25 protein-coding genes are annotated in these 25,028 nt (G+C 56.7%); 8 read left to right on the forward strand and 17 right to left on the reverse strand.

Annotation, left to right across the window (positions count from 1 at the left end; genetic code table 11):
- The first annotated feature begins 23 nt into the window (after window positions 1-23).
- Window positions 24-857: a ferredoxin--NADP reductase gene (locus tag ACR0NM_RS06185; RefSeq protein WP_170595767.1), complete on the forward strand. Its 834-nt coding sequence runs from the start codon at window positions 24-26 to the stop codon at window positions 855-857.
- A 245-nt stretch (window positions 858-1,102) separates the two neighbouring features.
- Complete coding sequence (infC, locus tag ACR0NM_RS06190; protein WP_238528775.1) at window positions 1,103-1,564, forward strand: translation initiation factor IF-3; 462 nt, start codon at window positions 1,103-1,105, stop codon at window positions 1,562-1,564.
- A 74-nt stretch (window positions 1,565-1,638) separates the two neighbouring features.
- Here infC and ACR0NM_RS06195 read toward each other — a convergent pair whose 3' ends face one another.
- Window positions 1,639-2,955 carry an aspartate aminotransferase family protein gene (locus ACR0NM_RS06195; protein ID WP_170732058.1) on the reverse strand — a complete coding sequence of 439 codons (1,317 nt, stop codon included), beginning with the start codon at window positions 2,953-2,955 and terminating at the stop codon, window positions 1,639-1,641.
- Window positions 2,952-3,725 (reverse strand): beta-keto acid cleavage family enzyme, encoded by a 774-nt coding sequence (locus tag ACR0NM_RS06200; RefSeq protein WP_480613640.1) that lies wholly within the window; start codon window positions 3,723-3,725, stop codon window positions 2,952-2,954. Before ACR0NM_RS06200 ends, ACR0NM_RS06195 begins: the two co-directional genes overlap by 4 nt.
- 88 nt (window positions 3,726-3,813) lie before the next feature.
- Between ACR0NM_RS06200 and ACR0NM_RS06205 the strand changes: the two genes are divergently transcribed.
- On the forward strand, window positions 3,814-4,713 hold the full coding sequence (locus ACR0NM_RS06205; protein ID WP_480613642.1) for a MurR/RpiR family transcriptional regulator: 900 nt from the start codon (window positions 3,814-3,816) through the stop codon (window positions 4,711-4,713).
- 47 nt (window positions 4,714-4,760) lie between these two features.
- Here ACR0NM_RS06205 and ACR0NM_RS06210 read toward each other — a convergent pair whose 3' ends face one another.
- The 5 genes from ACR0NM_RS06210 to ACR0NM_RS06230 form a co-directional block, all read right to left on the reverse strand.
- Window positions 4,761-5,552: an FAD binding domain-containing protein gene (locus ACR0NM_RS06210; protein WP_480613644.1), complete on the reverse strand. Its 792-nt coding sequence runs from the start codon at window positions 5,550-5,552 to the stop codon at window positions 4,761-4,763.
- A gap of 95 nt (window positions 5,553-5,647) precedes the next feature.
- Window positions 5,648-8,008 (reverse strand): xanthine dehydrogenase family protein molybdopterin-binding subunit, encoded by a 2,361-nt coding sequence (locus ACR0NM_RS06215; protein ID WP_480613646.1) that lies wholly within the window; start codon window positions 8,006-8,008, stop codon window positions 5,648-5,650.
- A 51-nt stretch (window positions 8,009-8,059) separates the two neighbouring features.
- The gene (locus ACR0NM_RS06220; RefSeq protein ID WP_170393234.1) at window positions 8,060-8,545 is read right to left on the reverse strand and encodes a (2Fe-2S)-binding protein; all 486 of its coding nucleotides are present in this window, start codon (window positions 8,543-8,545) and stop codon (window positions 8,060-8,062) included.
- Between the two features lie 156 nt (window positions 8,546-8,701).
- Complete coding sequence (locus ACR0NM_RS06225; RefSeq protein WP_480613648.1) at window positions 8,702-9,703, reverse strand: molybdopterin-binding protein; 1,002 nt, start codon at window positions 9,701-9,703, stop codon at window positions 8,702-8,704.
- Window positions 9,700-10,668, reverse strand: coding sequence for an XdhC family protein (locus ACR0NM_RS06230; RefSeq protein ID WP_170817705.1), 969 nt, complete (start codon window positions 10,666-10,668; stop codon window positions 9,700-9,702). The genes ACR0NM_RS06225 and ACR0NM_RS06230 overlap by 4 nt, the downstream gene beginning before the upstream one ends.
- 206 nt (window positions 10,669-10,874) lie before the next feature.
- Between ACR0NM_RS06230 and ACR0NM_RS06235 the strand changes: the two genes are divergently transcribed.
- Window positions 10,875-11,375, forward strand: coding sequence for a hypothetical protein (locus tag ACR0NM_RS06235; RefSeq protein WP_170510628.1), 501 nt, complete (start codon window positions 10,875-10,877; stop codon window positions 11,373-11,375).
- A 3-nt stretch (window positions 11,376-11,378) separates the two neighbouring features.
- Here ACR0NM_RS06235 and ACR0NM_RS06240 read toward each other — a convergent pair whose 3' ends face one another.
- Window positions 11,379-12,635, reverse strand: coding sequence for a vWA domain-containing protein (locus ACR0NM_RS06240; RefSeq protein WP_480613650.1), 1,257 nt, complete (start codon window positions 12,633-12,635; stop codon window positions 11,379-11,381).
- A 34-nt stretch (window positions 12,636-12,669) separates the two neighbouring features.
- Entirely contained in the window at window positions 12,670-13,578 is a 909-nt protein-coding gene (locus ACR0NM_RS06245) for an AAA family ATPase (protein WP_170510219.1), read from the reverse strand.
- A 146-nt stretch (window positions 13,579-13,724) separates the two neighbouring features.
- Between ACR0NM_RS06245 and pyrC the strand changes: the two genes are divergently transcribed.
- Entirely contained in the window at window positions 13,725-14,762 is a 1,038-nt protein-coding gene (gene pyrC / locus ACR0NM_RS06250; protein ID WP_170817703.1) for a dihydroorotase, read from the forward strand.
- Here the strand turns inward: pyrC and ACR0NM_RS06255 are convergent.
- Both ACR0NM_RS06255 and ACR0NM_RS06260 read right to left on the reverse strand, forming a co-directional pair.
- Window positions 14,759-16,054 (reverse strand): MmgE/PrpD family protein, encoded by a 1,296-nt coding sequence (locus tag ACR0NM_RS06255; RefSeq protein WP_480613652.1) that lies wholly within the window; start codon window positions 16,052-16,054, stop codon window positions 14,759-14,761. The genes pyrC and ACR0NM_RS06255 overlap by 4 nt on opposite strands.
- A gap of 38 nt (window positions 16,055-16,092) precedes the next feature.
- Window positions 16,093-16,536, reverse strand: a complete 444-nt coding sequence (locus ACR0NM_RS06260; protein WP_170801000.1) for a type II toxin-antitoxin system RatA family toxin — start codon at window positions 16,534-16,536, stop codon at window positions 16,093-16,095.
- 72 nt (window positions 16,537-16,608) lie between these two features.
- Between ACR0NM_RS06260 and hpt the strand changes: the two genes are divergently transcribed.
- On the forward strand, window positions 16,609-17,157 hold the full coding sequence (gene hpt, locus ACR0NM_RS06265) for a hypoxanthine phosphoribosyltransferase (protein ID WP_480613654.1): 549 nt from the start codon (window positions 16,609-16,611) through the stop codon (window positions 17,155-17,157).
- A 162-nt stretch (window positions 17,158-17,319) separates the two neighbouring features.
- On the opposite strand, the gene ACR0NM_RS06270 is transcribed toward hpt, so the two are convergent.
- Entirely contained in the window at window positions 17,320-18,465 is a 1,146-nt protein-coding gene (locus ACR0NM_RS06270) for an amidohydrolase (RefSeq protein WP_170562937.1), read from the reverse strand.
- Complete coding sequence (lipA, locus tag ACR0NM_RS06275; RefSeq protein ID WP_480613656.1) at window positions 18,462-19,412, reverse strand: lipoyl synthase; 951 nt, start codon at window positions 19,410-19,412, stop codon at window positions 18,462-18,464. The genes ACR0NM_RS06270 and lipA overlap by 4 nt, the downstream gene beginning before the upstream one ends.
- A 262-nt stretch (window positions 19,413-19,674) precedes the next feature.
- Between lipA and ACR0NM_RS06280 the strand changes: the two genes are divergently transcribed.
- A complete protein-coding gene (locus tag ACR0NM_RS06280; RefSeq protein WP_480613658.1) occupies window positions 19,675-20,223 on the forward strand; it encodes a redoxin family protein in 549 nt (182 codons plus the stop codon).
- A gap of 51 nt (window positions 20,224-20,274) precedes the next feature.
- On the opposite strand, the gene ACR0NM_RS06285 is transcribed toward ACR0NM_RS06280, so the two are convergent.
- The gene (locus tag ACR0NM_RS06285) at window positions 20,275-21,198 is read right to left on the reverse strand and encodes a hydrogen peroxide-inducible genes activator (RefSeq protein WP_170405404.1); all 924 of its coding nucleotides are present in this window, start codon (window positions 21,196-21,198) and stop codon (window positions 20,275-20,277) included.
- A 60-nt stretch (window positions 21,199-21,258) separates the two neighbouring features.
- Window positions 21,259-22,356 (reverse strand): DUF6456 domain-containing protein, encoded by a 1,098-nt coding sequence (locus ACR0NM_RS06290; RefSeq protein WP_480613660.1) that lies wholly within the window; start codon window positions 22,354-22,356, stop codon window positions 21,259-21,261.
- 241 nt (window positions 22,357-22,597) lie between these two features.
- On the opposite strand from ACR0NM_RS06290, the gene ACR0NM_RS06295 reads away from it, so the two are divergent.
- A complete protein-coding gene (locus ACR0NM_RS06295) occupies window positions 22,598-22,897 on the forward strand; it encodes a DUF6477 family protein (RefSeq protein WP_170510243.1) in 300 nt (99 codons plus the stop codon).
- Here ACR0NM_RS06295 and ACR0NM_RS06300 read toward each other — a convergent pair whose 3' ends face one another.
- Together ACR0NM_RS06300 and ACR0NM_RS06305 are read right to left on the reverse strand one after the other, a co-directional pair.
- Window positions 22,898-24,442 carry a trimethylamine methyltransferase family protein gene (locus ACR0NM_RS06300; protein WP_170393250.1) on the reverse strand — a complete coding sequence of 515 codons (1,545 nt, stop codon included), beginning with the start codon at window positions 24,440-24,442 and terminating at the stop codon, window positions 22,898-22,900.
- Window positions 24,443-24,576: 134 nt separating this feature from the next.
- The gene (locus tag ACR0NM_RS06305; RefSeq protein ID WP_170562949.1) at window positions 24,577-25,017 is read right to left on the reverse strand and encodes a GNAT family N-acetyltransferase; all 441 of its coding nucleotides are present in this window, start codon (window positions 25,015-25,017) and stop codon (window positions 24,577-24,579) included.
- Between the last annotated feature and the right edge of the window lie 11 nt (window positions 25,018-25,028).

Raw genomic sequence — 25,028 nt, forward strand, 5'->3', positions numbered from 1 at the left:
TTTAGCAGACCGGCAGTGAAATGATGACAGAGATGAAATCCGTGAGTGAAGCAACCGCCGTTAAGGCCCCCGTTCTGCCCGACGCCCAGACTGTGACCGAGGTCAAACATTGGACCGACCGCCTGTTCTCTTTCAAGGTGTCGCGCCCGGCTTCCTTGCGCTTTCGCTCGGGTGAGTTCGTTATGATCGGCCTACTGGGCGATAATGGCAAACCGCTGTTGCGCGCATATTCCATCGCCTCGCCTTCATGGGATGAGGAACTGGAATTCTACTCGATCAAAGTGCAGGATGGCCCGCTGACCTCAAAACTGCAGCACATCCAGCCTGGTGATCAGATCATTCTTCGGCCCAAACCCGTCGGCACGCTGGTGCATGACGCATTGCTGCCCGGCAAGCGCATCTGGTTCTTCGCCACCGGCACAGGCTTTGCGCCCTTCGCGTCGCTGCTGCGTGAACCGCAGACCTATGAGGATTATGACGAGGTTATCATCACCCATACCTGCCGCGACGTAGCTGAACTGGATTACGGTCGCGAGTTGATCGAGGGCGTCAAACAGGACGAGTTGCTGGCCGAACTGATTGGTGACGGTTTCGCCGACAAGATCCGCTATTATCCCACCACCACGCGGGAAGAGAGCCCAAAGATGGGCCGTATAACCGAGCTGTTAAAAGACGGCACCGTATTTGCCGATCTGGGCATCGAAGGTGGTATCAAGCCAGATACTGATCGCGCGATGGTTTGTGGCAGCCTTGCCTTCAACCATGACATCAAAGCAATTCTGGAAGAGTTCGGCTTGCGAGAAGGTGCAAATTCCGAACCCAAGGAATTCGTGATTGAAAAGGCATTTGTGGGCTAATGGGGTTTGCCGGTGGAGTTATCGACACCCTAAACCGGCAAAAACTCACGAAATTCATGGAAAATTCATGCGGCTTGCAATTTATGCCGCTTGAAACACCTCTCAGCCCGGTCTAAATTCCGGGCTCGAAATTCTGCAATCATCAAAGGAATGAACCCATAGCCCGCAGACCTCACAACGCGCCGCCACAGCGAGATACCGGCCCGCGCGTCAATGACAAGATCCGTGCTCCCGAAATTCGCCTGATTGGCGCCGAAGGTGAAAATGTCGGGGTGGTTCATCCCGCAAAGGCCATGCAGATGGCCGCCGATGTCGGCCTCGATCTGGTTGAGATTTCGCCCAACGCGAACCCGCCGGTCTGCAAAATCATGGATTTCGGCAAGTTCAAGTACGAACAGCAGAAACGCGAAAGCGAAGCCCGCAAGAAGCAAAAGATCATTGAGGTGAAAGAGGTCAAGTTCCGGCCCAACACCGACACGCATGACTATGACGTCAAGATGCGCAACGTGTTCAAGTTTCTTGAAAACGGCGACAAGGTCAAAGTTACCCTGCGTTTCCGGGGCCGCGAGATGGCGCACCAGAACCTGGGGCGTGAGCTGCTGGAACGTGTGGCCGAAGACGTCAAGGATCTGGGCAAGATCGAGAACATGCCCAAGATGGAAGGCCGTCAGATGATCATGATGATTGGCCCGCTGCCACAGAAGTAGGTTTTCTTTTGTAGAATGACAAAAGCCCCTCCGAAATCGGAGGGGCTTCTTTGTTTTCTGGCTTCTCGCCTAAATCAGATCACCGAGGATATCGCCCGATCCAGCTTGTCTACAAGCTCGACCAGTTGGTCATCTTCGATGATAAAGGGCGGTGCTAGGAGGATATGATCTCCGTTGCGTCCATCACGCGTTCCCGACATCGGGTAACAGATCAATCCCTCGGCCATCGCTGCCTTCTTGATTTTGCCCGCCACGCCACGCGACGGATCAAACGGGGTTTTCGTATCCCGATCCTCGACCAACTCAATTCCTCGGAATAAGCCGCGGCCCCGTATGTCCCCGACATTCGGGTGTTGGCCAAACTTGTTTTCCAACATGCTCTGCAATTTGCCCCCCATTACGCCGGCCCGCGCTGGCAGGTCACGAGAAGTAAGTTCCTGTACAACGGCAAGCGCAGCCGCAGTCGCAACCGGATGACCGATATAGGTGTGGCCATGCTGGAAGAAGCCCGATCCATCCCGGATCGCATCATAGATTCGACCCGAACACAGCATCGCTCCGATAGGCTGATACCCTGCCCCCAACCCTTTGGCGATACAAAGAATATCTGGCGCGACATCGTCATGATCACAGGCAAACAAATGCCCGGTACGACCCATGCCGCACATTACTTCGTCGAGGATCAGAAGAACGCCGTGTTGATCGCAAATTTCACGGATTCGCTTGTAGTACCCCTCGACTGCCGGAACAGCCCCAAGCGTCGCACCAACCACCGGCTCTGCCATAAAAGCCATGACCGTTTCAGGCCCAAGGCGCAGGATTTCTGCCTCCAGCTCATTCGCAACGCGCTGACCATATTCAAAACTGCTCTCATCCTCGGGCTTTTCGGCGTACTCATAGCAAGGAGCGATATGAGTCATTTCGATCAGCATCGGTGCAAACTGCGCCCGCCGCCATTCATTGCCACCCGCCGAAAGTGCCCCCAAAGTGTTGCCGTGATAGCTTTGCCGACGCGCGATCACATGGCGGCGTTCTGGCTGACCGGTTTCAAGATAATACTGCCGCGCCAGTTTGATAGCAGCCTCGGTCGCCTCTGAACCGCCCGAGACAAAGTAGACCCGGTCCAGATCGCCGGGGGCGTGTTCAATCAGCAGATCAGCCAGTGCCTCTGCCGGTTCCGAGGTCATAAAGCCGGTATGCGCAAACGCAATCTGCGCCACCTGATCCTGCACCGCTTTGACCACAGCGGCGTTGGAATGGCCGAGGCATGAAACGGCAGCATCCCCGCAATCCAAATAACGACGGCCGGTTGAATCGATCAGATAACAGCCGTCACCACCAGCGGCCTCAGGCAGTTCCGACTTTGTATGGCGTGGAAATACGTGACTCATGTCGACGTCCTTTTCAGAAGATCAATCAGCGCCGCGACGGATGCGGCATTGTCAGCCCAGGCTTGTCCATCCGGACCGGAAAGGCTGTTCTCAAAACCAACGCGCACATCGCCGCCCAACTGCGCGGCCTTTTGCAGGCACGCATGCTCCTGCCCTCCAAAGGCACAGACCATCCATGGATCAGCGTTGCGCGGAAACACATCCAGATCATACGGGCTTGATTCCTGCGCCGTGGCATAGCGACCAAGGACAAGCAGACGCTCGACCTGATCCGAATTTACCACCCCTTCAGCCTGCCAATGGGTCAGTAACTCGACGTCAGCGACATCATAGAGGATATGCTGAACACGAGTCCCTTGTTCCGCGCACAGAGCGTAGACCTTTGGCGCAAGTTCGGGCGACCGTGCAATCTCGCGCACCGAAATCGAAGCCCAGTCCGGGCGCACATTTTGCAAACAAGCAAGTTGTGCTTGAACGCTGAAAACGCCAGCAGCTTCTGTCGTAATCTGGATGTCCATGTCAGGGGCCGCAGCACGCAGTTCAGCAATGGTTTCACAATACAAACCCGCATCAAGCGAATGCTGACCCGCCTGATCACGAACATGCAGGTGCAGGCCTTGCGCACCTGCCCGATTGCACGTCTTCGCAGCTTTGACGATTTCGTCCGTTGTGATCGGCAGCGCAGGATGATCCCCATGCCCCCGCCGCGCCCCGTTCGGAGCCACCAACACATATGGCCTTCCCGCCATCCTCGAACCAGTCTCTGACATTCCGTCACCTGTTTTGCACGATCCCGAATTAGACAACCTGCCAACGTTTTCAATTTGCATTCTTCATAACATTTGTTTTTCTTATCGGATGCAACACACCTCATCCCAACTGACCGAGCAGCTTCGGCACGAAATCGACACCTTGCCTCAGCAAATGCAAGCCGCAGCGAAATACATCATCGACCATCCCGGCGATTTCGGGCTCGACCCAGTTCGACTAACCGCCGAGAAAATCGGTGTCAGTTCAAACGTTCTGGTTCGGTTGGCACAACGTATGGGGTTCGACAGTTTTGATGCGTTCAGACGCCCCTTTCGCCAAACCCTTGTCACAGACCGAGAAGATCGGCTGGGTCAGGGCTGGCTGGATCACATGAAATCGGGGGACCAATTCAGCGCTGCGCAAGCTGGGTTTGCGCAAAACGAACTGAACGTCGTAGCCCGCTCCCTGCGACTGGCCGATCCTGATTTGATGCAACAGGTCACAGAGTACATGATTGCAGCTAATCGCTGTTTCATAACCGCGACCCGGGCCAGCTATGCTTTGGCCTATTATCTCCACTATGCGGGCCGGATGGCACACCCAGGATTTCAGCTTATCCCGCGACATATGGGATCAGCCATCGATGATTTGCTCGAGGCCGATGAAGCAGACTGCCTTTTCGCTATTACCGTTCACCCCTATTCCTCTGACACCATACAATCCATGCGTTTTGCGCGTAAACGCGGAATGCGCATCGCGTTATTGTCGGATAGCGACGTCATCGCCCCTGGTGTTGACCCTGACATCGTGCTGCCTGTCAGTACCCGCGCGCAACATCACTTTTCCAGCTTCTCCGGAGCGATGGCAGTGCTTGAATGCCTGCTAGGTCATCTCTTTGCCGCCGGGGGATCAGCCGCGCGTGACCGCGTGGAACGCTATCAGACGGCACGAGAAGACACCGGCGCCTACTGGCGCCCCGCCAAGCCCCCAAGAGTTCGGAAAGAATAAAGAGCCCCGGCTTTCACCGAGGCTCTCAAAGCTGATTAACAATCAGATCAACTGCAAGCTTCGACAGCCCGTTTCGTCATAACAGTGACCAGATGCGCCCGATACGTTTTGCTCCCGTGCAGATCACCAATCATGTTCATCGGATTGATGTGCAGCCCCATCAAAGCGTCCGCGCGGAACTCTTTGTTCAGGGCCTCCTCGGCCTCTGCCCAGCGGAAAACTCCTTCCTCGCTTGCACCGGTTACTGCAACTCGAACGCCATCGGCAAACCGAGCAAGATATACCCCGACCAACGCAAACCGAGATGCGGGCTGCAAAAACTTCTGATAACTCGCCGCCTGAGGCACGGGGAAACGCACCGAAGTGATAATCTCGCCCTCTTCCAAAGCTGTCGTGAACATGCCCTGAAAGAAGTCATCCGCCGCTATCTGGCGATTATTGGTGACAATGGTCGCGCCTGAACCCAGCACTCCCGCCGGATAACAGGCCGCTGGATCATTGTTGGCAATCGAACCGCCAATAGTGCCACGATTACGCACCGCAGGATCACCGATCTGGCCGGCCAGCGCTGCCAGCGCCGGATAGTTACCAGCAGCTTCAGCGGCCACATTTGCGTGGGTTGTTGCACCGCCTATCGCTACCGAGCCATCATCCTCGACGCAGACCCCTTTCATTTCAGCGATTCCGTTGACCGAAACCAGCTTGGATGGCGCGGCCAACCGCTGCTTCATTGTGGGGATCAGGGTTTGCCCACCCCCCAGTGCCTGCGCATCCTCAACTCCCAACGCAGTAACCGCGTCAGCGATGGTCGAGGGTTTCTCAAACTCGAAATTGTACATTTCGTTCTTCCTTTCCGAAAAGCGCGGATCCGCCCTTCATCTGGCTATAAATATCTCGGGGAGCGCGAGGGGCTGGCCCCTCGCACTCGAACCTCTCAACCATGCATTGCTGTCCAAACACGCGACGGGCTCATCGGCATGTCAATGTGATCAACAGCCTTTCCACCCGAGTTCAGCGCATCCAGAACCGCGTTGACTACCGCAGGCGGCGAGCCAATCGCACCAGCTTCACCGCAGCCCTTCACACCCAACGGGTTGTGCGTACACGGCGTCTGGCTGGAATGGTCGACCGCATAGAACGGCAGATCATCGGCGCGTGGCATTGCGTAATCCATGAAGGATGCGCTCAGCAACTGGCCATTCTCGTCATAGGCGCAATTTTCCAACAAAGCCTGACCGATACCCTGACCGATACCGCCATGTACCTGACCATCCACAATCATCGGGTTAACGATGTTGCCAAAGTCATCCGCAGCGGTGAAGGCTTCGATGATCACCTGTCCAGTCTCGGGATCCACCTCAACCTCGCAGGCATATGCCCCCGCTGGGAAGGTGAAGTTGGCCGGGTCATAAAATGCGGTCTCCTCCAGCCCCGGCTCAACCTCCAATGGGAAGTTGTGCGGTACATAGGCTGTCAGAGTCACATCACCCCAGGCCACCGACTTGTCAGTGCCCGCGACGCTGAACTGACCGTCCTTCAGCTCGATATCGGCCTCGGACGCCTCGAGCAGGTGGGCCGCGATCTTCTTGGCCTTGTCGATCACCTTTTCGGTAGCCTTAACCATGGCCGAACCACAAACCGCCAGCGAGCGTGAGCCATAAGTGCCCATGCCGAACGGGATCTTCGAGGTGTCGCCATGCACAATCTCGACCATCGACTCATCGATGCCGATCATGTCGGCCACAACCTGCGGGAAAGCAGTCTCATGCCCCTGCCCGTGGCTATGTGCACCAACCATGACACTGATGGAACCGGTGGCGTTTACTCGCACCGTGGCAGCATCATAAAGACCCGCCCGGGCCCCCAGCATGCCGACGATGTTCGAGGGCGCGATGCCGCAGGCCTCGATATAGCAATTGACGCCTAGGCCACGCAGCTTGCCATTGGCCTCGCTTTCCGCCCGTCGCGCGGCAAAGCCAGCCAAATCAGCAGCAGCTTCAAGCTTATCCATCGTCCCGTTGTAATCCCCGGTGTCGTAGGTCAGCGCCACCGGTGTGTCATACGGGAACTGGGTGATGAAATTCTGGCGACGCAGGGCGATCGGATCGACACCCAGTTCACGCGCCGCCTTGTCGATGACGCGCTCCAGCTGATAGGTCGCCTCTGGCCGACCCGCACCGCGATAAGCGTCCACCGGCACTGTGTTGGTGAACATTGCCTTCACATTCACCTGAATGACCGGCGTCTTGTAATTGCCCGCCATCAGAGTGCCATGCAGCCAAGTCGGAACCGAGCTTGAGAAGGTCGACAGATACGCGCCCAGATTGGCGTAGGTGTTGGTGCGGAGGCCTGTGAAGTTATTGTCCGCGTCCAAAGCGAGCTCAATCGTGCTGACGTGGTCGCGGCCCTGCGCATCCGACATAAACGCCTCGGACCGGCTGGCGGTCCATTTGACCGGACGGTTGCAGGCCTTGGCAGCGAATGTACAGAACGCCTCTTCCGCGTAGTGGAAAATCTTCGTGCCAAATCCACCACCAACATCAGGCGCTACAACACGCACTTTGTGTTCAGGCAAGCCCAGAACAAATGCGCACATCAGCAAGCGGATCACATGCGGGTTCTGCGAAGTGGTGTAGAGCGTGTACTCATCCGTACCCCGGCTGTACTCGGCCACCGCAACACGCGGCTCCATCGGGTTTGCGACCAGACGGTTATTGATCAGGTCCAGAGTGGTGACATGGGCCGCGTTGGCAAAAACCTCATTGACCTTGTCATTGTCTTCTTCGCCTAGATGCCAGTCATAGCAGATGTTGTTCTTCAGATCCTCATGGATAAGCGTCGCGCCATCCTGCGCTGCGGCTTTCATATCCAGCACGGCGGGGAGCTCTTCGATATCCACTTCAATCGCTTCCGCCGCATCGCGGGCGAGTTCAAGGCTGTCCGCGACAACGGCAGCGATGGGATCGCCTACATGTCGGACCTTGCCTTGCGCCAGAATGGGATGCGGTGGTTCCTGCATCGGGGCGCCATGACGGTCGGTTACTTCCCAGCCGCAGGGCATTCCGCCCACGCCTTCAAAGTCCTTGCCGGTGAACACCTTCACAACCCCCGGCATACCCTCGGCGGCAGATGTGTCGATGTTGGTGATCCGGCCATGCGCGATGTCGGACCGTAGGAAATGCACATAGGCCTGGCCATGTACGTTGATGTCGTCGGTGTAATTGCCTGCTCCGGTCAGAAAGCGTACGTCCTCGCGCCGCTTGGAACTGGCTCCGATGCCACTGTCTTTGGGCATTGCTTGTTCTCCTCCGTGGAAAAGAATTTTCGTCGAAAATTCTTAACCGCCTCACTCGGCGGCGATGCTGGAAACGTCTTGACCCGATGCGGCCATGATTGCCTTGACGATGTTGTGGTAGCCTGTGCACCGGCATAGGTTACCCTCAAGGTACTTGCGAATTTCGCCTTCGGTCGGGCGCGGGTTATCCTTGAGCAATGCTGCAGCGCTCATCACCATGCCCGGAGTGCAAAACCCACATTGCAGCCCATGATGATCCTGAAAGGCCTGTTGGATCACGTTCAGCGTGCCATCTTCGGCCGCCTGCCCCTCGATCGTGCCCACATCCGCGCCGTCTGCTTCCAGCGCCAGCATGTTGCAGGATTTGACCGCCTCACCATTCACGTGCACTACGCACGCGCCACATTGAGCCGTGTCGCAGCCAATATGTGTGCCTGTCAAATTCAGGTGGTCGCGTAGAAATCCGGATAATAGAGTCCGCCCTTCAACATCACCGCTGACGGCAACGCCGTTCACGGTCATTGAGACCTTGGTCATAAGATCCTCCCCTTTTTTTGGCTTATTTGCTAAGCCAGAGTTAAACACGGTAAATTTCGTTTGAGAACAAAAATATTTGCCTGATTTTTCCGCAGTTTCGCTGATCAGCCTTCTAACAATGATGCGTCTACCAAACGGGGCAAAATTGCCGTTGCGTCATTTACTCTTGGCAGCGCGGGGCTGTGGCCGCGTCGGGATTTCTTTTAGCAGCCCACCGACACCCATCCCTGCGATGTCCGCGCCCGTCGTTTCGATTCCGCAAGCAACGCGGGACAAGACCCAATCCGCCCCGTTCAATGCTGGTGAGCGCGCGCATCCGGGCAAACCGATGATGGGGCGCTCGCCGGAAGATCCCAAAAACAACAGGTTCCCCGGATCGACCGGCATTCCAAACCGGTCGACGATACCCCCCGCCGCCCGCACAGAAGCAGGCGCCACATCATCTTTATCCGACGTGGCCGATCCGGTCAGGATCATGACGATCTCACCCCGAATGGCCGAAATCGATGCTGTTAAGTCGCCCATCCGATGCGGCACCACCTGAACATCTGCCAGATTCATACCCAAAGCCTCAACCCGGCTACGAATAGCAGCGATACCTTTTTCATTAGATGGCCCGCCAGCAATGTCGGTAACGATGAGACCCGCATTTTCGTATTTGGGCACCGATAACCGAATAGCGTCCTGCGCATGACGGGCCGCACTCTCAACGTCGGATCGAGGTACGGCATACGAAATCACCTTGATCGTCGCTACCATACCGCCAGCCACCATCTGCTGATATTGCGGCACCGTCGCAACCGTGATCATCGGGTTGACCTGATTGAACTTTTGCAAGGCATCGGTATCCAGCACCGCGACGCCTGGTCCATTTGCTAAAAGGTTGACCCGGCCTGTAAAGGCTTCGGTGACACGCAGATTTGCCTGTGCGGGATTTGGCGCAAGCGCTTCTGCCAGCAGCGCTGCGGCTTCGTCCTCATGGCAATCACCTTGCTCCAGTCTGGCGACTGTGACCTCGGTCAGACCGGCTTGGTGCAACTCGGCTATGTGCTCGGACGAAAGCGTTATACCTTTCCTAAGCTTGCGGTTTCCCGCTTTGACGGAATGGGCCAATATCGCGCCGTTGGCGTCGGAAACGAGTACCGGACCAAACTTCACGCTCTGCCTCGCAGGACCGCCGTCATCTGCGCCAGAATCGCAACGGCTATCTCAGACGGTCCAGCCGCCCCGATATCAAGCCCAACAGGTCCGTGAATCAGTGAAATCTGGTCATCGTTGAACCCGGCCTGCTTCATCCGCTCCACGCGTTTGGCATGTGTGCGCTTAGATCCGAGTGCGCCGATGTAGAACACATCGGCCGCCAAACCGGCCTGAAGCGCGGGGTCATCAAGTTTGGGGTCGTGGGTCAGCAACACAAGCGCCGTGCGCGAGTCGAGACCAAGCTTTGACACAGCCTCATCCGGCCAATCCGTCAGGATGGTTTCTCCGGGAAAACGTGCGTCCGATGCGAAGGCCTCGCGCGGATCTATAATCGCCGGGTCATAGCCCGCGATCCGGGCCATCGGCACCAGAGCTTGGGCGATGTGCACCGCTCCCACCACTATCAACCGTAGCGGTGGGTTGTGGACAGCGACAAAGGTTTGCCCATCCTCTTCGAACCCGGACCTGTCCATACGCAAGCGTTCGGAATAGGCATTACGGCGCAACGCGCGCTGGCCCGTCTCGACATTGACTTCATAGGCCAAGGATTCGCGCCGCGCCCGTGCCGCGACCAGTTCGGCCAGCATTGGTTCGGGCAGGACCTTGCCGACCGGTTCAACCAAAACCCTGATCGTACCGCCGCAGGCCAGACCGACGGCAAACGCATCCTCGTCGCTTACACCGAACTCTAGCAGCCTTGCCTCGCCTTCCTCTATGGCTTCCAGCGCTTCGACGATCACGGCACCTTCGACGCAACCACCAGAAACCGAGCCTTCGATCCGACCATCGCCCGCAATGACCAACTGCGCGCCTACACGGCGCGGCGCGCTGCCCCAGGTCTCAACCACAGTGGCCAAAGCCGCGCCCTTCCCGGCGCGATACCATTTTAGTGCGGTTTCCGGGCTGCTATCGAATCGTTCCATTTAGACCTCCGGCCGTGCTTGGGTTCAACATAGTCAGCTTTGGAGCAATGAAAAGCGCTCAGCGGGTCGATCTTGTGGCGCTAACAAGCCGATTTTGAACTCACATTCACAAATTGTTGAATGTTGGAAGGCGTCATTCTAGCCTGCATGCGATTCCGGGGCCTATTCGGGATCGTCCCAACATATTTCATAGCGGAGACAAACAGTTGAAACGCATTCTTACACTCGGAGCAGCGATCGGCCTGTTGACTGCCAGCACCGGCTGGGCTGACACATTTCTGAAATACGGTGAGGTCGAAGGCTGGAAGGTTTTCATCGATCAGGACAAGAAATCCTGCCTTATCGAAGCGGTTGATGACGCGGAAAATGTCGTGCAGATGGGCCTGACCGAAGATCGCGGCGTTGGCTATGTTGGAGTCTTCACCAAGGCCAAAACCAACATCAAGAAAGGCGAGAAAGAGGCTGTTGCCATCCTTATCGGCGACAATATTTATGTCGGAGAAGCCACCGGTATGAAGGGGAACATCACCAAGGGCTATTCGGGCGGGTATGTTCTGTCAGACGACCCTCAGTTCGCAGATGATCTTGCCAAGAAGAAGGTGATGGTCGTTTTCCCGGAGAAAGAGTTCGCCTTCACCGTTGACCTGACTGGCACTTACAAAGCCATGGAAATGGCACGGAAGTGCAATGAAGAGCAGCTTTCGTAACAGCTAGTCTGAAAGCGCGGACATCAGCCGCGCTTTCTGCCCCTGATCATCTGGTTGCGAAATCACGGCGGCCAGATCTTCCAGCGACGCAATCGAATGCCCGGCGCGGAAGCTGTCGACATGTGGAAGCATTGTCGCCACACCCTGAGCTTTCGGTGCGAACCCGTCCCAGCGCAGCAATGGGTTCAGCCAAATCAGACGCCGCGACGACAGGTGCAGGCGCTCGATTTCCTTTTCCAGCATCTCGGGATCGCCCCGCTCTAACCCGTCGGTGATCAACAACACGACCGCCCCCTGCCCCATGACGCGCCGCGACCAGTCGCGATTGAACTGATGCAGGCATTCTCCGATCCGGGTTCCGCCTTCCCAGTCCTGTGCCTCGGCCCCAGCAGCGGCCAGCGCCGCATCGACATCACGTTGATGCAGATGGCGGGTGATGTTGGTCAGGCGTGTGCCAAACGTGAATGCGTGCACTTTGGCCCAACCTGCGCCTTTGGCATTCGAAACCGCGTGTAGAAAGTGCAGAATGATCCGACTGTATTGGCTCATCGACCCGGAGATATCGCACAACGCAACCAAATTCGGCCAGCGAGGTTTGGGTTGCAAGTGCGCGATATCGCGTAGTTCGCCACCCTGCCGCATCGCTGACCTAAGTGTCCGAGCGCGATCAATGCGGTGACCGAGGTGACTGGCTTGACCTCGGCGAGACTCAATGGGTTTGACCGGTAAGTTCAGGCGCGACAGCATGCGTTTGGCCTGGGCGATCTCGGATGTACTCATCTGTTCGAAATCAAGGTTGCGCAAGCGTTCTTCGGATGACGCGGTTTGGGTTGCGTCGATCTCGATCTCGCTTTCCTCTTGTTGCTCGGTTGATTCTGGCAAGTCGCGTTCGACGCCATCCAACAAGGCCTCAGCCGCCCGCTTTTCAGCCGCATCCGCTTTGCGCTCCTCCTGAACACCGCGAATGGCGGGCAGCATCATGGACATCATATGTTCTAGATACCGCGGATCGCGCCAATAGAGGCGGAAGACTTGCGCAAAAACCGCTCGATGTTCCGGCCGGTTCACGAAACAGGCATGCAGCGTCCAGTAGAAATCGCGTTTCTCGGTGAACCCCGCAGCCTGCACGGCGCGGATCGCGTCAACCACGCGCCCAGTTCCTATCGGCAGTCCGGCCTTGCGCAAAGCGCGCGCAAAATGGGTGATGTTCTGGGCCAGTTTGGGGTTGTCCGGTATATCGAGTGGGAGTTGTTCGGCCATCAAACCCCCGAAATATTTTCGAACAGATGAAGCATCAGGCCGGTTCGAGATCGGCTTTCGCCTGATCCAGAATGCGTTTGGCCTCGGACCCCTGCAACTTTTGGATGTCGTCCTGGTATTTCAGGATGGCACCCAACGTATCGCCGATTACTTCGGGACTGAGGTTGATAACGTCCAGCGCCAGCAGGCACTTGGCCCAATCGATAGTCTCGGCCACCCCCGGTTTCTTGAACAAATCTTCAGTGCGCAAGCGCTGAACAAAGGCGACCACCTCACGGCTCAGCGCTTCTGCCGCTTCGGGAGCCCGTGCGTGCAGGATTTCGATTTCGCGCGCAAAGTCAGGGTAATCAACCCAATGATATAGGCAGCGGCGTTTCAGTGCGTCGTGTACTTCGCGCGTGCGGTTCGAGGTGACGATCACGATCGGCGGTTCAGGCGCTTTGACAGTACCTAACTCGGGGATCGTGACCTGAAAGTCACTGAGCGCCTCCAGCAAGAAAGCCTCAAAGGGTTCGTCGGTCCGGTCCAATTCGTCAATTAGCAGTACAGGTGCCCCAGTAGCATCCGGGCGCATGGCCTGCAGCAAGGGGCGCTCGATCAGATAATCATCCGAGAACAGCTCGGTCTGCAACGCGCCTCGGTCCGCCCCACCCGACGCTTCTGCGGTTCGGATCGCCACCATCTGGGCGGGGAAATTCCACTCATACACAGCGGAAGAGGCATCAAGGCCTTCGTAGCACTGCAACCTGATCAGGCGCCGCCCCAATCCTGCGGCCAGCGCCTTGGCGATCTCAGTCTTGCCGACGCCCGCCTCGCCTTCCAGAAATAGAGGTCGACCAAGTTTCAGCGAAAGAAACACAACCGTCGCCAAAGCCCGGCCACAGACATAACCCTCAGAGCCCAAAAGCTCTTGCACGGCATCGATGGAGTTTGGCTGTGTCATGAGTTCCCCTTTTTCCTGCGCCCCAACAGGTCATGACCACAACCAGAGGTCAAGACCACCATCCGTCAGTGACTTACGGCGATCTGTCTCATCGGCAAGGTCAAGAGGGTCTTTCACCATTCAAGCGGCTGTGTTAGCCGGGGGCCATGACCCAATCCCTGACGATCCGCCGCCCCGATGACTGGCATTTGCATCTGCGCGATGGCGCGATGCTGCAAGCCGTCTTGCCTGAAACCGCGCGCCATTTTGCCCGTGCCATCATCATGCCGAATCTGGTTCCGCCCGTTGTCAAAGGTGACGACGCAGCAGCTTATCGGGACCGCATCCTTGCTGCTCTGCCAGAGGATATGACGTTTGAGCCGCTGATGACGCTCTACCTGACCGAAGACACGGACCCGGCGGATGTGGCCGCCGCACATGCAAGCGGATTGGTCAAGGCGGTCAAGCTTTACCCGGCTGGGGCAACAACCAACTCGTCTTCTGGCGTTCGCGATTTCGACAAGGTGCGCCCGGTGCTGGAGAAGATGGCCGAGATCGGTCTGCCGCTATGTGTGCACGGCGAAGTCACGGATGCCGAGATCGATATCTTCGATCGCGAGGCGGTGTTCATCGACCGCGTTCTTGATCCGATTCGCAAAGCAACGCCCGGACTGCGCGTGGTGATGGAGCACATCACGACGTCAAACGGCGTGGATTACGTCAAGGCGAACGAGAAAGATCTGGGTGCGACGATTACAACGCATCATCTGATCATCAACCGCAACCACATTCTGGTGGGCGGCATCAAGCCGCATTACTACTGCTTGCCGGTCGCCAAGCGCGAAGAGCATCGGCTGGCGCTGCTGACCGCCGCGACATCAGGCGATACGCGTTTCTTCTTGGGCACAGACAGCGCGCCGCACACGGATGCAAACAAGGAAATGGCCTGTGGCTGCGCCGGCTGTTTCACTGCAACTAATACAATGTCACTGCTGGCCGAAATGTTCGAGCGCGCAGATGCGTTGGACAAGCTAGAGGCGTTCGCGTCACTCAACGGCCCGGCCTTCTATCGCCTGCCAGTGAACGAAGAGACCATCACGCTGACCAAAGGCGATGAGGTCGTCTATCCGGCCAAAATCGAAAGCGGCGACGGCCCCGTGACCGTATTCGATCCGGGCTTTCCACTGCATTGGCGCGTCGCTTAATCAGTTAGCCTTTCAGCCAAATCCGCTGCGCGCCCACCGGTGCGTAGCATTGACCAGATGGCGTCTGCCTCATCCCCACTGATCAGCTTCGCCGCTTTCTCCCTGACGCGATCTTCGCGATCCGATAGAGACATCGGAGCCAGCAGATCATGGCTGGCCTCGCGGCGCGCGCCGTCCCGGCGTAACAGGGACAGATGGGCTTGTGTCTCGGATAGACTCTCATCCGCCTCGACCGTGATCCGGTCCCTTAAGGATTGCAGTCTTGGATCAGCACAAATCTTGTCGGAATAGCTCCCTGGCAGAGCTGTATCGTAGCCCATTGCCTGCATAGCAATCACGGTACGATAGGAAAACTTCGCTCCTAACCCACTGGTCGGCTGCAGTTGATTGCACACACTCATCCAGCGGGGGTGGGTTTTGATCTTGATCTCGGCCACCTCGGGCTCGGCGATGTCGAGATCGCGCGCAGCCTCAAGCGCCGCGTGCAGGCCATGGCAGCAAGCGTGGAATTTGTGGCTGATGCTTTCGAACAGCCACTCGTCCCCCAAACCATCAAGCGCAGCAGCTAAATCGTCAGCCCCCAAATGTGTCGCCCCAAACCCAAACGGGCCTTCCAATGCGTCAGCACCGGGTTGAAAACCGTTGCGGATCAACTGGGCGGCCTCAACCCCGTTCGAGGCCGCAAGTCCAGCGTTATAGGGTTTACCCATAGTCCCGAACTGTGATTTCTGCCCTGAGGCCCGGGTCGCGGTTAGCCCCAGCAGGTCACGCATCTGCTTTACGTCAAATGCCATAATCCGACCCGCAGCCACCGCAGCCCCAAACGCACCAGCCGTGGCTGTTTGGTGAAAACCGGCCTGATAATGACCACGACCAAGCCACAAACCGATGCGGATCGATAACTCCATTCCCACTAGCGCTGCCTCAAGCAGATCGACCAGAGGTCGGTCTTCCCACGCAGTAAGAGCAAGGGCTGCAGGAAAAACAGCAACCGATGGATGACCGATATGAGCGAAATGCGTGTCGTCATAATCAAGCGCATGAGAAATGGTACCATTCACCAGCGCAGCTGCGCGTAGCGGCGCATCACCGCCTCCGAACAAACGCGCCTGTGCGGCACCGCTCTCGGAAAGAACCATCTGACGTATGATGCGGGAAACCGGCTCATCTGCGCCTGCCCGCCCCACAGCAAGCCAGTCCAACGCGGATAGAGATGTCACGATACGAGCCTGCGCCGTGGTCGACACAGAACCAGCAGCAAACTCGGCAAGGGCAGTTGTCAAATCGGTCATGTGGCGCAGTCTAGCGCGCGCCGCTCGGGCGTAAAGCCTCAGCCGTACAGGACGGCAGCACGTTGTTCGAATGCTCGGACGATACGGTGCATGGCTTCGTTGAAAACCACGCCAATGATTCCTTGCAGAACCGCGTTCTTGAATTCGAAATCAACGTGGAACGAGACGTTGCAGCCATCAACTGTATCCTCGAATTCCCAATCCGAGCGCATGTATTTGAACGGACCGTCCAGATACTCGGTATCGATCCGTTTCAGCTCATCAAATAGCGTGACCCGACTGCCAAAGCGTTCTCGGAATACCTTGAATGAAATCACCAGATCCGCCTCCATCACCTTGCCATCTCCGGCTTGATAGGTCCGACGGATGCGGGCCGCAGCGCACCATGGCAGGAACTCGGGGTATTTCGCCACATCCGCGACCAGATCATACATCTGCTGAGCGGTGTAAGGCAGCGGGCGGGTCTCGGAATGGGTTGGCATGATATCCGGGATTAACTGGTGACAATGGCGCGTGATTTCGTATGTTGCGCGCCAAAGATCAAGGGGGCAGCGATGAGCCAGCGCGCATATGTGATAGATGAGATGATCTCGGCCAAGGCAATTGCTGCCCGGATCGAAGAGCTTTGCCGCGAAATAACGGCTGAATTCGGCGGCACCGATAAGCTGGTCGTTGTCGGCCTGCTGCGCGGCAGCTTCGTCTTTATCGCTGATCTGGTGCGTGAGCTGGACCTGCCCATCGAGGTCGATTTTCTTGAGGCATCGTCCTACGGTGACTCGATGGAAAGCAGTCGAGAAGTTCGTATTCTCAAGGACTTACGCGGCGCCATTGAAGGGCGCGATGTTTTGGTGGTCGAGGATATCGTGGATACCGGCCATACCCTGAACCACGTCTCCAAGCTGCTCCGTACCCGCAAGCCGCACCGGTTGAAATCCATCGCCCTTCTGGACAAACCCAGCCGGCGCGAGGTTGATTTCCGCTCGGACTGGATCGGGTTTGAAATCCCTGATGAATTTGTCGTGGGTTATGGCATCGACTATGCGCAGCGCAATCGCAACCTGCCGTTTATCGGCAAGGTTCGATTTGTCGAACATCAGGACTGATGAGTCTGCGCCACTTTGTTCGCATGTCAAAATGGGGGCGAAACCCGCCCTCGGAACGGCGCGTGAAACTGGTGTTTGGCGCGATCCTTATCTGCCTGATGATTGCCGGAATTGAATATATGGGGTGGTGGCCCGAATGGGCAGAAAGCCAGCCCAGAAAACTCAGGCCTTGAGCGTTTGTTCGATAGCAGCCAGAAAAATATCTGTCCCGATCGGGATCAAAGCATCCGGGAAATCATAGTCAGGGTTGTGTAGCTGCGGATGATCCCGCCCCGCGCCTAGCCAGAACATGGCGCTTTTTGCGCCTTTTCCGAACTGCCCGAAATCTTCCGAAAACCTTTGTGGGGTCGCAACCAGCTTGCAAGGGATGTCGCGGCTTTGGCAGGCCTCTGACAGGATCTGCACGGCTTCACCCGAATTTGTGCAAGCCTCAAACACATCGTCATAGGTGATTTCAACACCTAATCCCTGTGCCTGAGCACGTGTAGCCACCAGCTGTTCTGCGTCGCGGATCAGGCTTGCCATCCGGCTGTCCGAGACCGTGCGCAGGGTCACCCACAGTTCGGCCTGACCAGGTGCGATACCAAAAGTGGCCTCACCCAGCCTAGCATGGGTTACCGTTGTCAGCGCATATTCTGCATCCAGCGCCCCACCCTGCCCCAGAATGGCCAAAGCAGGCATAAGCTCTGCCAACGCACCGGCTGGCGACACTCCATCCTGAGGGGCCGCCGCGTGAGAGGTTTTGCCCGTCAAAACAATTCGCATCCCACGCGAGGCGCAATTCGCCGGACCCGAGCAAAGCTCAACCCCGCCCAATTCCAAACCCGGCAAATTGTGCAAAGAAAACACATAGTCCGGAGCGATATCCGCAAACTTGGGATCAGCACGATAGGCAATCGCACCTTGACCGGTTTCTTCGGCGGGTTGAAAAATCAGAACCACCCGCCCATTGGTCGGACGCTTGTCCCCCAATACAAAGGCAACACCAAGCACCATCGCCATATGGCCATCATGCCCGCAAAGATGCCCCTTTCCGGGATGTTGCGACGCGTATCGGGCACTTGAGATTTCCTGGATCGGTAAACCGTCCAATTCACACCGGATTCCGATGGTTGGTCCGGGCTGTCCGCTATCATAAACCGCGGCGACACCGTGGCCACCAATACCTGTCAGAACCGCATCGGGATCACACGCCTGAAGCAAGTTCGAGATACTCGTCGCGGTTCCACGTTCCTCGCCCGATATCTCAGGCACTTGATGCAGTTCATGGCGCTTTTCGGTAAGCCAGGATTGAAGTTCGGGTTTCACCTCTGGTTCAACTTCTTTTGTCGAGCTTCGCGCAAACGGGCGAAATCATCGCCCGCATGGTAAGACGACCGGGTCAAAGGAGTTGCCGAGACCATAAGGAAACCTTTGCCGAACGCAGCTTTTTCATAGGCCGCAAACTCTTCGGGTGTAACAAAGCGGTCAATGCCATGATGCTTGGGTGTTGGCTGCAGATACTGGCCGATAGTCAGAAAATCGATATCCGCCGCGCGCATGTCATCCATGACCTGACGAACTTGCTGCTCGTCCTCGCCCAGTCCGACCATTATGCCGGATTTGGTGAAAATGGACGGGTCCATTTCTTTGACCCGCTGCAGTAAGCGCAATGAGTGGAAATATCGCGCACCGGGGCGCACCTGAGGATATAGGCCCGGCACCGTTTCAAGATTGTGATTGAACACATCTGGCTTGGCCTCGACAACAATCTCAAGCACCGAGGGATCGCATTTCAGGAAATCCGGCGTCAGAATCTCGATCGTAGTCTTGGGCGAGCGGTGGCGTACTGCGCGTATGGTTTGGGCGAAATGGTCAGCCCCTCCATCCTGCAGGTCATCCCGGTCCACGGATGTGATGACCACATGGTTCAAGCCCAGCTTCTGCACCGCATGCGCCACGCGACCCGGTTCAAATGCATCCAGAGTATCCGGCTTACCGGTCGCGATGTTGCAGAATGTACAGCCGCGCGTGCAAATCTCGCCCATGATCATCATGGTCGCGTGACCCTGGCTCCAGCACTCACCCACATTCGGGCATCCGGCTTCTTCGCAGACGGTGACCAGATTGTTGTCACGCATGATCTTATTCGTCTCGGCATAGCCCTTGCCACCCGGCGCTTTGACCCGAATCCAGTTCGGTTTGCGCGGAGCCGCATTGTCAGGTCGATGTGCCTTTTCGGGGTGTCTTTGCTCGGGTATTTTCAGATCACGCACGGCTGGCTTTCCTGACTTTGGGTCAATTTTCTTTGTTCATAACATAGACCGACTCATTTGGTTACACCAGCGGCGCATAGCCGCTATGCGGCACGTCTACGCGCGCGCAGCGAAAGTGACCATGAACATAATTTTACGCATTACTTATAATGCTTTATCGCCATCAAAGATATTATGCTATTGCAGCACATATATCATTGAAGCCGAGTTAGAATCATTTTAACTCTCGCGGCAAACATATGTGAATCACAGGAGTTTGATGATGAAAACCGGTGCAAAACTACCTGACGTAACCTTCCACACCCGTGTCCGCGATGAGGCCGTCGAAGGCCCCAACCCGTTCCGTTGGGAAGGCAAGACAACTGCGGATTATTTTGCAGGCAAGCGCGTTATCCTGTTCTCGCTGCCCGGCGCATTCACCCCGACATGCTCGACCTATCAATTGCCTGGTTTCGAAAAAGGCCACGGCGATTTTGCGGCCAAGGGCATCGATGCAATCTACTGCATGTCCGTCAACGACAGCTTTGTCATGAACAAATGGGCCGCCGATCAGGGTCTGGAAAACGTCAAGGTCATTCCTGATGGGTCCGGTGAGTTCACGCGTAAAATGGGTATGCTGGTCGACAAGGACAATCTGGGCTTTGGCATGCGCTCGTGGCGTTACGCAGCCATCGTCAACGATGGCGTTGTGGAGGCATGGTTCGAAGAGCCCGGCCTGATGGATAACTGCCCCGAAGACCCTTACGGCGTGTCGTCCCCAGAAAACCTAATGAAGCATCTGGACGAAGCCCGCGAACCGGCGCTGGCATAATCCTGTCATGCACTACTTTGAAAGGCCCGCCATTTCGGCGGGCCTTTTTCGTTAGGTTCGAGTTTTAGCTACCACGTCTTCACCGACCTGCCGGATTACTTGCGCCAATCGATCGAACCACTCCTCCGCTCCAGTCGAGCTGCGACGCACCAGGCCAATGGTCCTCGCCGGTTGCGGCGCACCAAATCGCAACAATCGCAGACCAGGGACTGCATCCGTCTCGGCCTGCGCCGCAAGTTCAGGCATTAACGTCAGGCCAAACCCTTCGGCGACCAAACGCGACAACGTGGCAAGTGAGGACGCACCCATATTAATTTGGCCGCTGGTACGATCCTGACCGCAAACTTCTAGCGCCTGATCTGTCAGGCAGTGCCCGTCTTCCAACAGCATCAATTGCGCTGTCTTCAAGTCCACAGGCCGCAACTCTTCCGGGCTGATGGTCAATCGATTCATGCGAGTCTGACTTCCTGCCAGCAAGAACCGATCTTCGAACAGTGGCTCTTCGTGGAAAGTTCCATTTCCCAGGGGCAGCGCCAGTACGGCGGCATCTATTTCGCCCAAGCCCAACATGGATAGCAGCCGCTCGGTCCGAGCCTCACGAATCTGAACCCGCAACGAGACATCCGCAGCCCGCAACCCGGCCAGTACCCCCGGTAGCAAATATGGCGCAACCGTAGGAATAATCCCGATCGACAGGGACCTATGGCCACCCGAATGGTCGCGCGCAAATCGATCCAACCGTTCGGCCGCGTTCAGGACATGTTGGGCATAGTCCAATACGTCTCGTCCAAGTGGTGTCAACAGGATGTCGCGGGCCTGCCGTTCGAACAACGGCCCACCGATCGAGTCTTCCAGTGACTTGATTTGAACCGAAAGCGCAGGCTGCGACACATGGCAGACCTGCGCGGCACGGCCAAAGTTACGCTGTTCGGCGACGGCCTGGAAATATTGCAGCTGGCGGAAGGTGAAATTCATAACCCCTGACTATCATTTGGGGTCATTTCCGCAAGGCCGGTATATGGCTGCATGAATCGTTCAGCCGATCATCCGATCCCGCTCGGTCTGGTCCTCGTAGTGGCGCTTCAGCCTTTGCAACGCGATCCGCAGCACGATCTTGCCTGATCGCGCAGACCAGCCCATCCGCTTTTCAGCCAGCTCAAGCCCTTCTAGATAACAACAACAGCGCAGCGCGACGTCGCTCAAACCCGGCCCAAGGTCAGACAGCGCGCGGGCCACACGATCCCTGGCACCAGAAGGTCCTCGCCCCACATGGCTGTCCGAGGCAAAGTCACCGCGTCCACCGCCTGTCAGAAAGCGATCCCAATTCTGTGTGACCTGAGGTCCGATCTGCGCCAGTTCGAAATCCTCACGCAAGCGCTCGCCCGCGCTCACCAGAGTTTCATCCAGAAACGGCTTGCCATCCCGGTCGCGGCGGCGCGCCAAAGCGATCAGCGGGCTTTCCACAGTGCTGTAACGGACGCGAGGCTGTGATGGCGCCCTTGCACCCGCAGTTGCGGGTTTGAATGCGGCCTGCGCTTCCGCCATGCCAAATTCATTCTGCGTACGCGCCCGGTTTTCGGCCTCGGCAATCAAATGACTTAGTGCAGCCCTGCCCGAGGTTGAAATCCGGTAGCGCGAGATCCGACCCGGACTATCGCATGAAATCCAATCATTCAGCGCCAGTGCCTGCGCGATCCGGCAATCTACAACTGCTGTTTTGGTAGTTCCTCCTTTGCCGTTGTCCCGAACCACAACAGCCTTGTCCATATCCTCGGCCACGGCAAGCACGGCACCGGATTCACACATGCGCCTCAGTACACGCAGCGACTCGCGCTCGAATTCGTCGTCTTGGGTTTCGGGCCGTCCTGCCTCAGACGTCACGATTGCAAATGCAGAACCTGTGCGCTCCATCGGCGCAAAGTGTGACTGGGCCAGAGAATGCAGAGCTGCATCCACCAAAGGATCGTCCCTGCGCATCTCAACCCTGCGGATCTGACGCAGAATGGTCGAGGCATGGCACCCTGCGGACCGTGCGATATCCCGAATAGATCGCCCTGACTCCGTATGGTCCAGATATCGTTGCGCCCCTTCGGGAACCCATGCCGGAACAGTGAATGCCACGCTGTTTTCCATATTTCTTCGCCCTCGTCGACAAAACAAACTGACAGTTTTAGCCGTCGGATTCTTAGTTAACCAAATCTAACTAGAGTTGCTTTCGTTACTCGTTCGTTAATCGCAGACGGCACAGAGCAGAATTGATTCAAAAAGATAAACAGTGGTGAAACCATAGTTCGGGGTGATCCCGCACAAGGCAACACCCGCTTAGGTTGTGTCACATTTCAAACAGCGAAATTGAAAAAGAAGGAAAGCTGCCGTGCAGGACCTGATGACCATGATCACCACACTCCGCCGCCCGCGACTACTGGCCCGTGCCGCCAAGATCGGGGCGCAGGACTATAATCGCGACCGCCACCTGCAACGGCTTCTTGGGTATGGATCAACGCCGGCCACTGGAGCAGCGTTGATCCGTTTGCTGGAATTGGAGCGTGAGATTAACGCGCAGCGCATCGAAGAAGACGCGGCCTATTCACTGGTTCGCCATCTTGATCTGCTGATTGCATTGAATGGCGAAGCGCAACTGTATCAGGCCAGTCGCGCAACGCAGTATCAGTAATCAGGTGAACGCGTCCGGCATCGATGCTTTCTTTTCGGCAACATATGCGTCGAGCGCCGCCTTTACATCAGGGTCAAGCTGCGGCTGCTGGTAGTTCGCCAACAGATGCTCAACCCGTGCCGAAGCCAGCGTCCGTGTATCGCGGGCGCCTTCTTCTTCCCAGGTCTCAAACGGCTTGTAATCCAAGAGATCGGTTTTCCAGAACGCTTCCTTGAAGTTGGCTTGCGTATGGGCACAACCCAAATAGTGACCTCCGGGACCGACTTCGCGGATGGCGTCCATCGCCTGTGCATTCTCATCATAGGCCACACCTTTGGCCAATCCGTGCAAGACGCCCAACTGATCGGCATCCATGACGAATTTCTCGAAATCCGCCACCAAGCCGCCTTCGAGCCAACCGCAGGAATGCAGCATGAAATTCACACCCGACATAAGGCCCATGTTCAACGAGTTCGCGGTCTCATACGCAGCTTGCGCATCCGGCAATTTTGAACCACAGAACGAACCCGCAGAGCGATATGGCAAACCCAGTCGGCGCGCCAACTGACCCGCACCATAAGTGACGTGCGAAGCCTCTGGGGTGCCAAAGGTCGGCGCTCCTGAATTCATGTCGATCGACGATACGAACGCCCCAAAGATCGCAGGAGCACCCGGACGGATGATCTGGCTATATGCTACACCTGCCATGACCTCGGCCAGAACCTGCGTCAGCGTGCCCGCGACCGAAACCGGTGCCATAGCACCACCAACGATGAACGGCGAAATAATGCAGGCCTGATTGTTTGCGGCATAAACTTCCAGAGAACCCATCATCACGTCGTCAAAGGTCATCGGCGAGTTGATGTTGGTCAACGATGTCATCACGGTGTTGTTCTGCACGAACTCTTTGCCGAACAGAATCTCGCACATCTCGATCGAATCCTGCGCCCGGCTAGGATCAGTGACCGAACCCATGAACGGTTTGTCGGACAGTGTCATATGCGCCATCAGCATGTCCAAATGGCGCTTGTTTACCGGAATATCTGTCGGTTCGCAGACCGTACCGCCCGAATGGTGCAGCCACTTGGACATGTAGGCCAGCTTCACGAACTTGTTGAAATCGTCCATTGTCGCGTAACGACGTCCGCCTTGCGCATCGCGTACGAACGGAGGACCATAGACCGGAGCCAGAACCATATTGCGGCCGCCGATGACTACCGATTTCTCAGGATTGCGGGCGTGCTGGGTAAATTCGCTAGGGGCGGTCTTGATCAGCTCACGTGCCAGGCCGCGCGGCAGGCGGACGCGCTCACCATCCACATCTGCACCCGCGTCTTTCCAGCGCTCAAGCGCTGCCGGATTGTCTACGAAATTGACGCCAATCTCAGCCAATACGGTTTCCGCATTGGTTTCGATAATCTCCAGCGCCTCTTCGTTGAGGACCTCGAAATTGGGGATATTGCGTTCGATATATTTCGCGGTTTCGATCTTGACCGCCGTACGCTCGGCACGACGGGCGGCACCACCGCCACCCCGTGCCCTGCGCCGGGTGTTTGCCTCTGCCATTGAGTAAATCCCGTGATTGGTTGGTTTGGTAGATGTGTTACATGAACGGCAAACTTCGCCACAGGTAGTTTACGGCGCTCTAGAGGTAAAAGCGACATGAACCGCGGGCCGCTGCGACATATGTCTGTCGGTTACTACTTTGCCTTTTTCTGCATAACGACAGTGTTTCCTGACACCTCGACCTCAACCCACCCCAGATGAGTGTACATTTCGCGGGTTGCACGCATCAGCCGATGTGTCCGCAAGCGCAGGACTGAAAGCCCGGCCTCAACGGCCTTAGCTTCAGCAACTGCAAGCAGTTGCCGCGCAATACCCTTGCCCTGAGCCTCTGGCGAAACGGCGAGATTGAATATCATCATAGCCTCGGCCTGTTGATCAAATATGATGACACCAAAAAATGTACCGTCCACTTCAGCAATGACGACCTGATGCTCTGCGATCTCTTCCTCGATACCAGACGTAACATCCGGCAGATCGGCAATGTCTCTCATCGCATCGGCATAAGCGCTTGCGATACAAACTTGTATCGACTTGGCGTCGCTTCGTTCGGCAGTTCTGAGTTTTATGGTGGTCATGTATCAGCCTC

The sequence above is a fragment of the Ruegeria sp. AF2 genome (assembly GCF_056542025.1).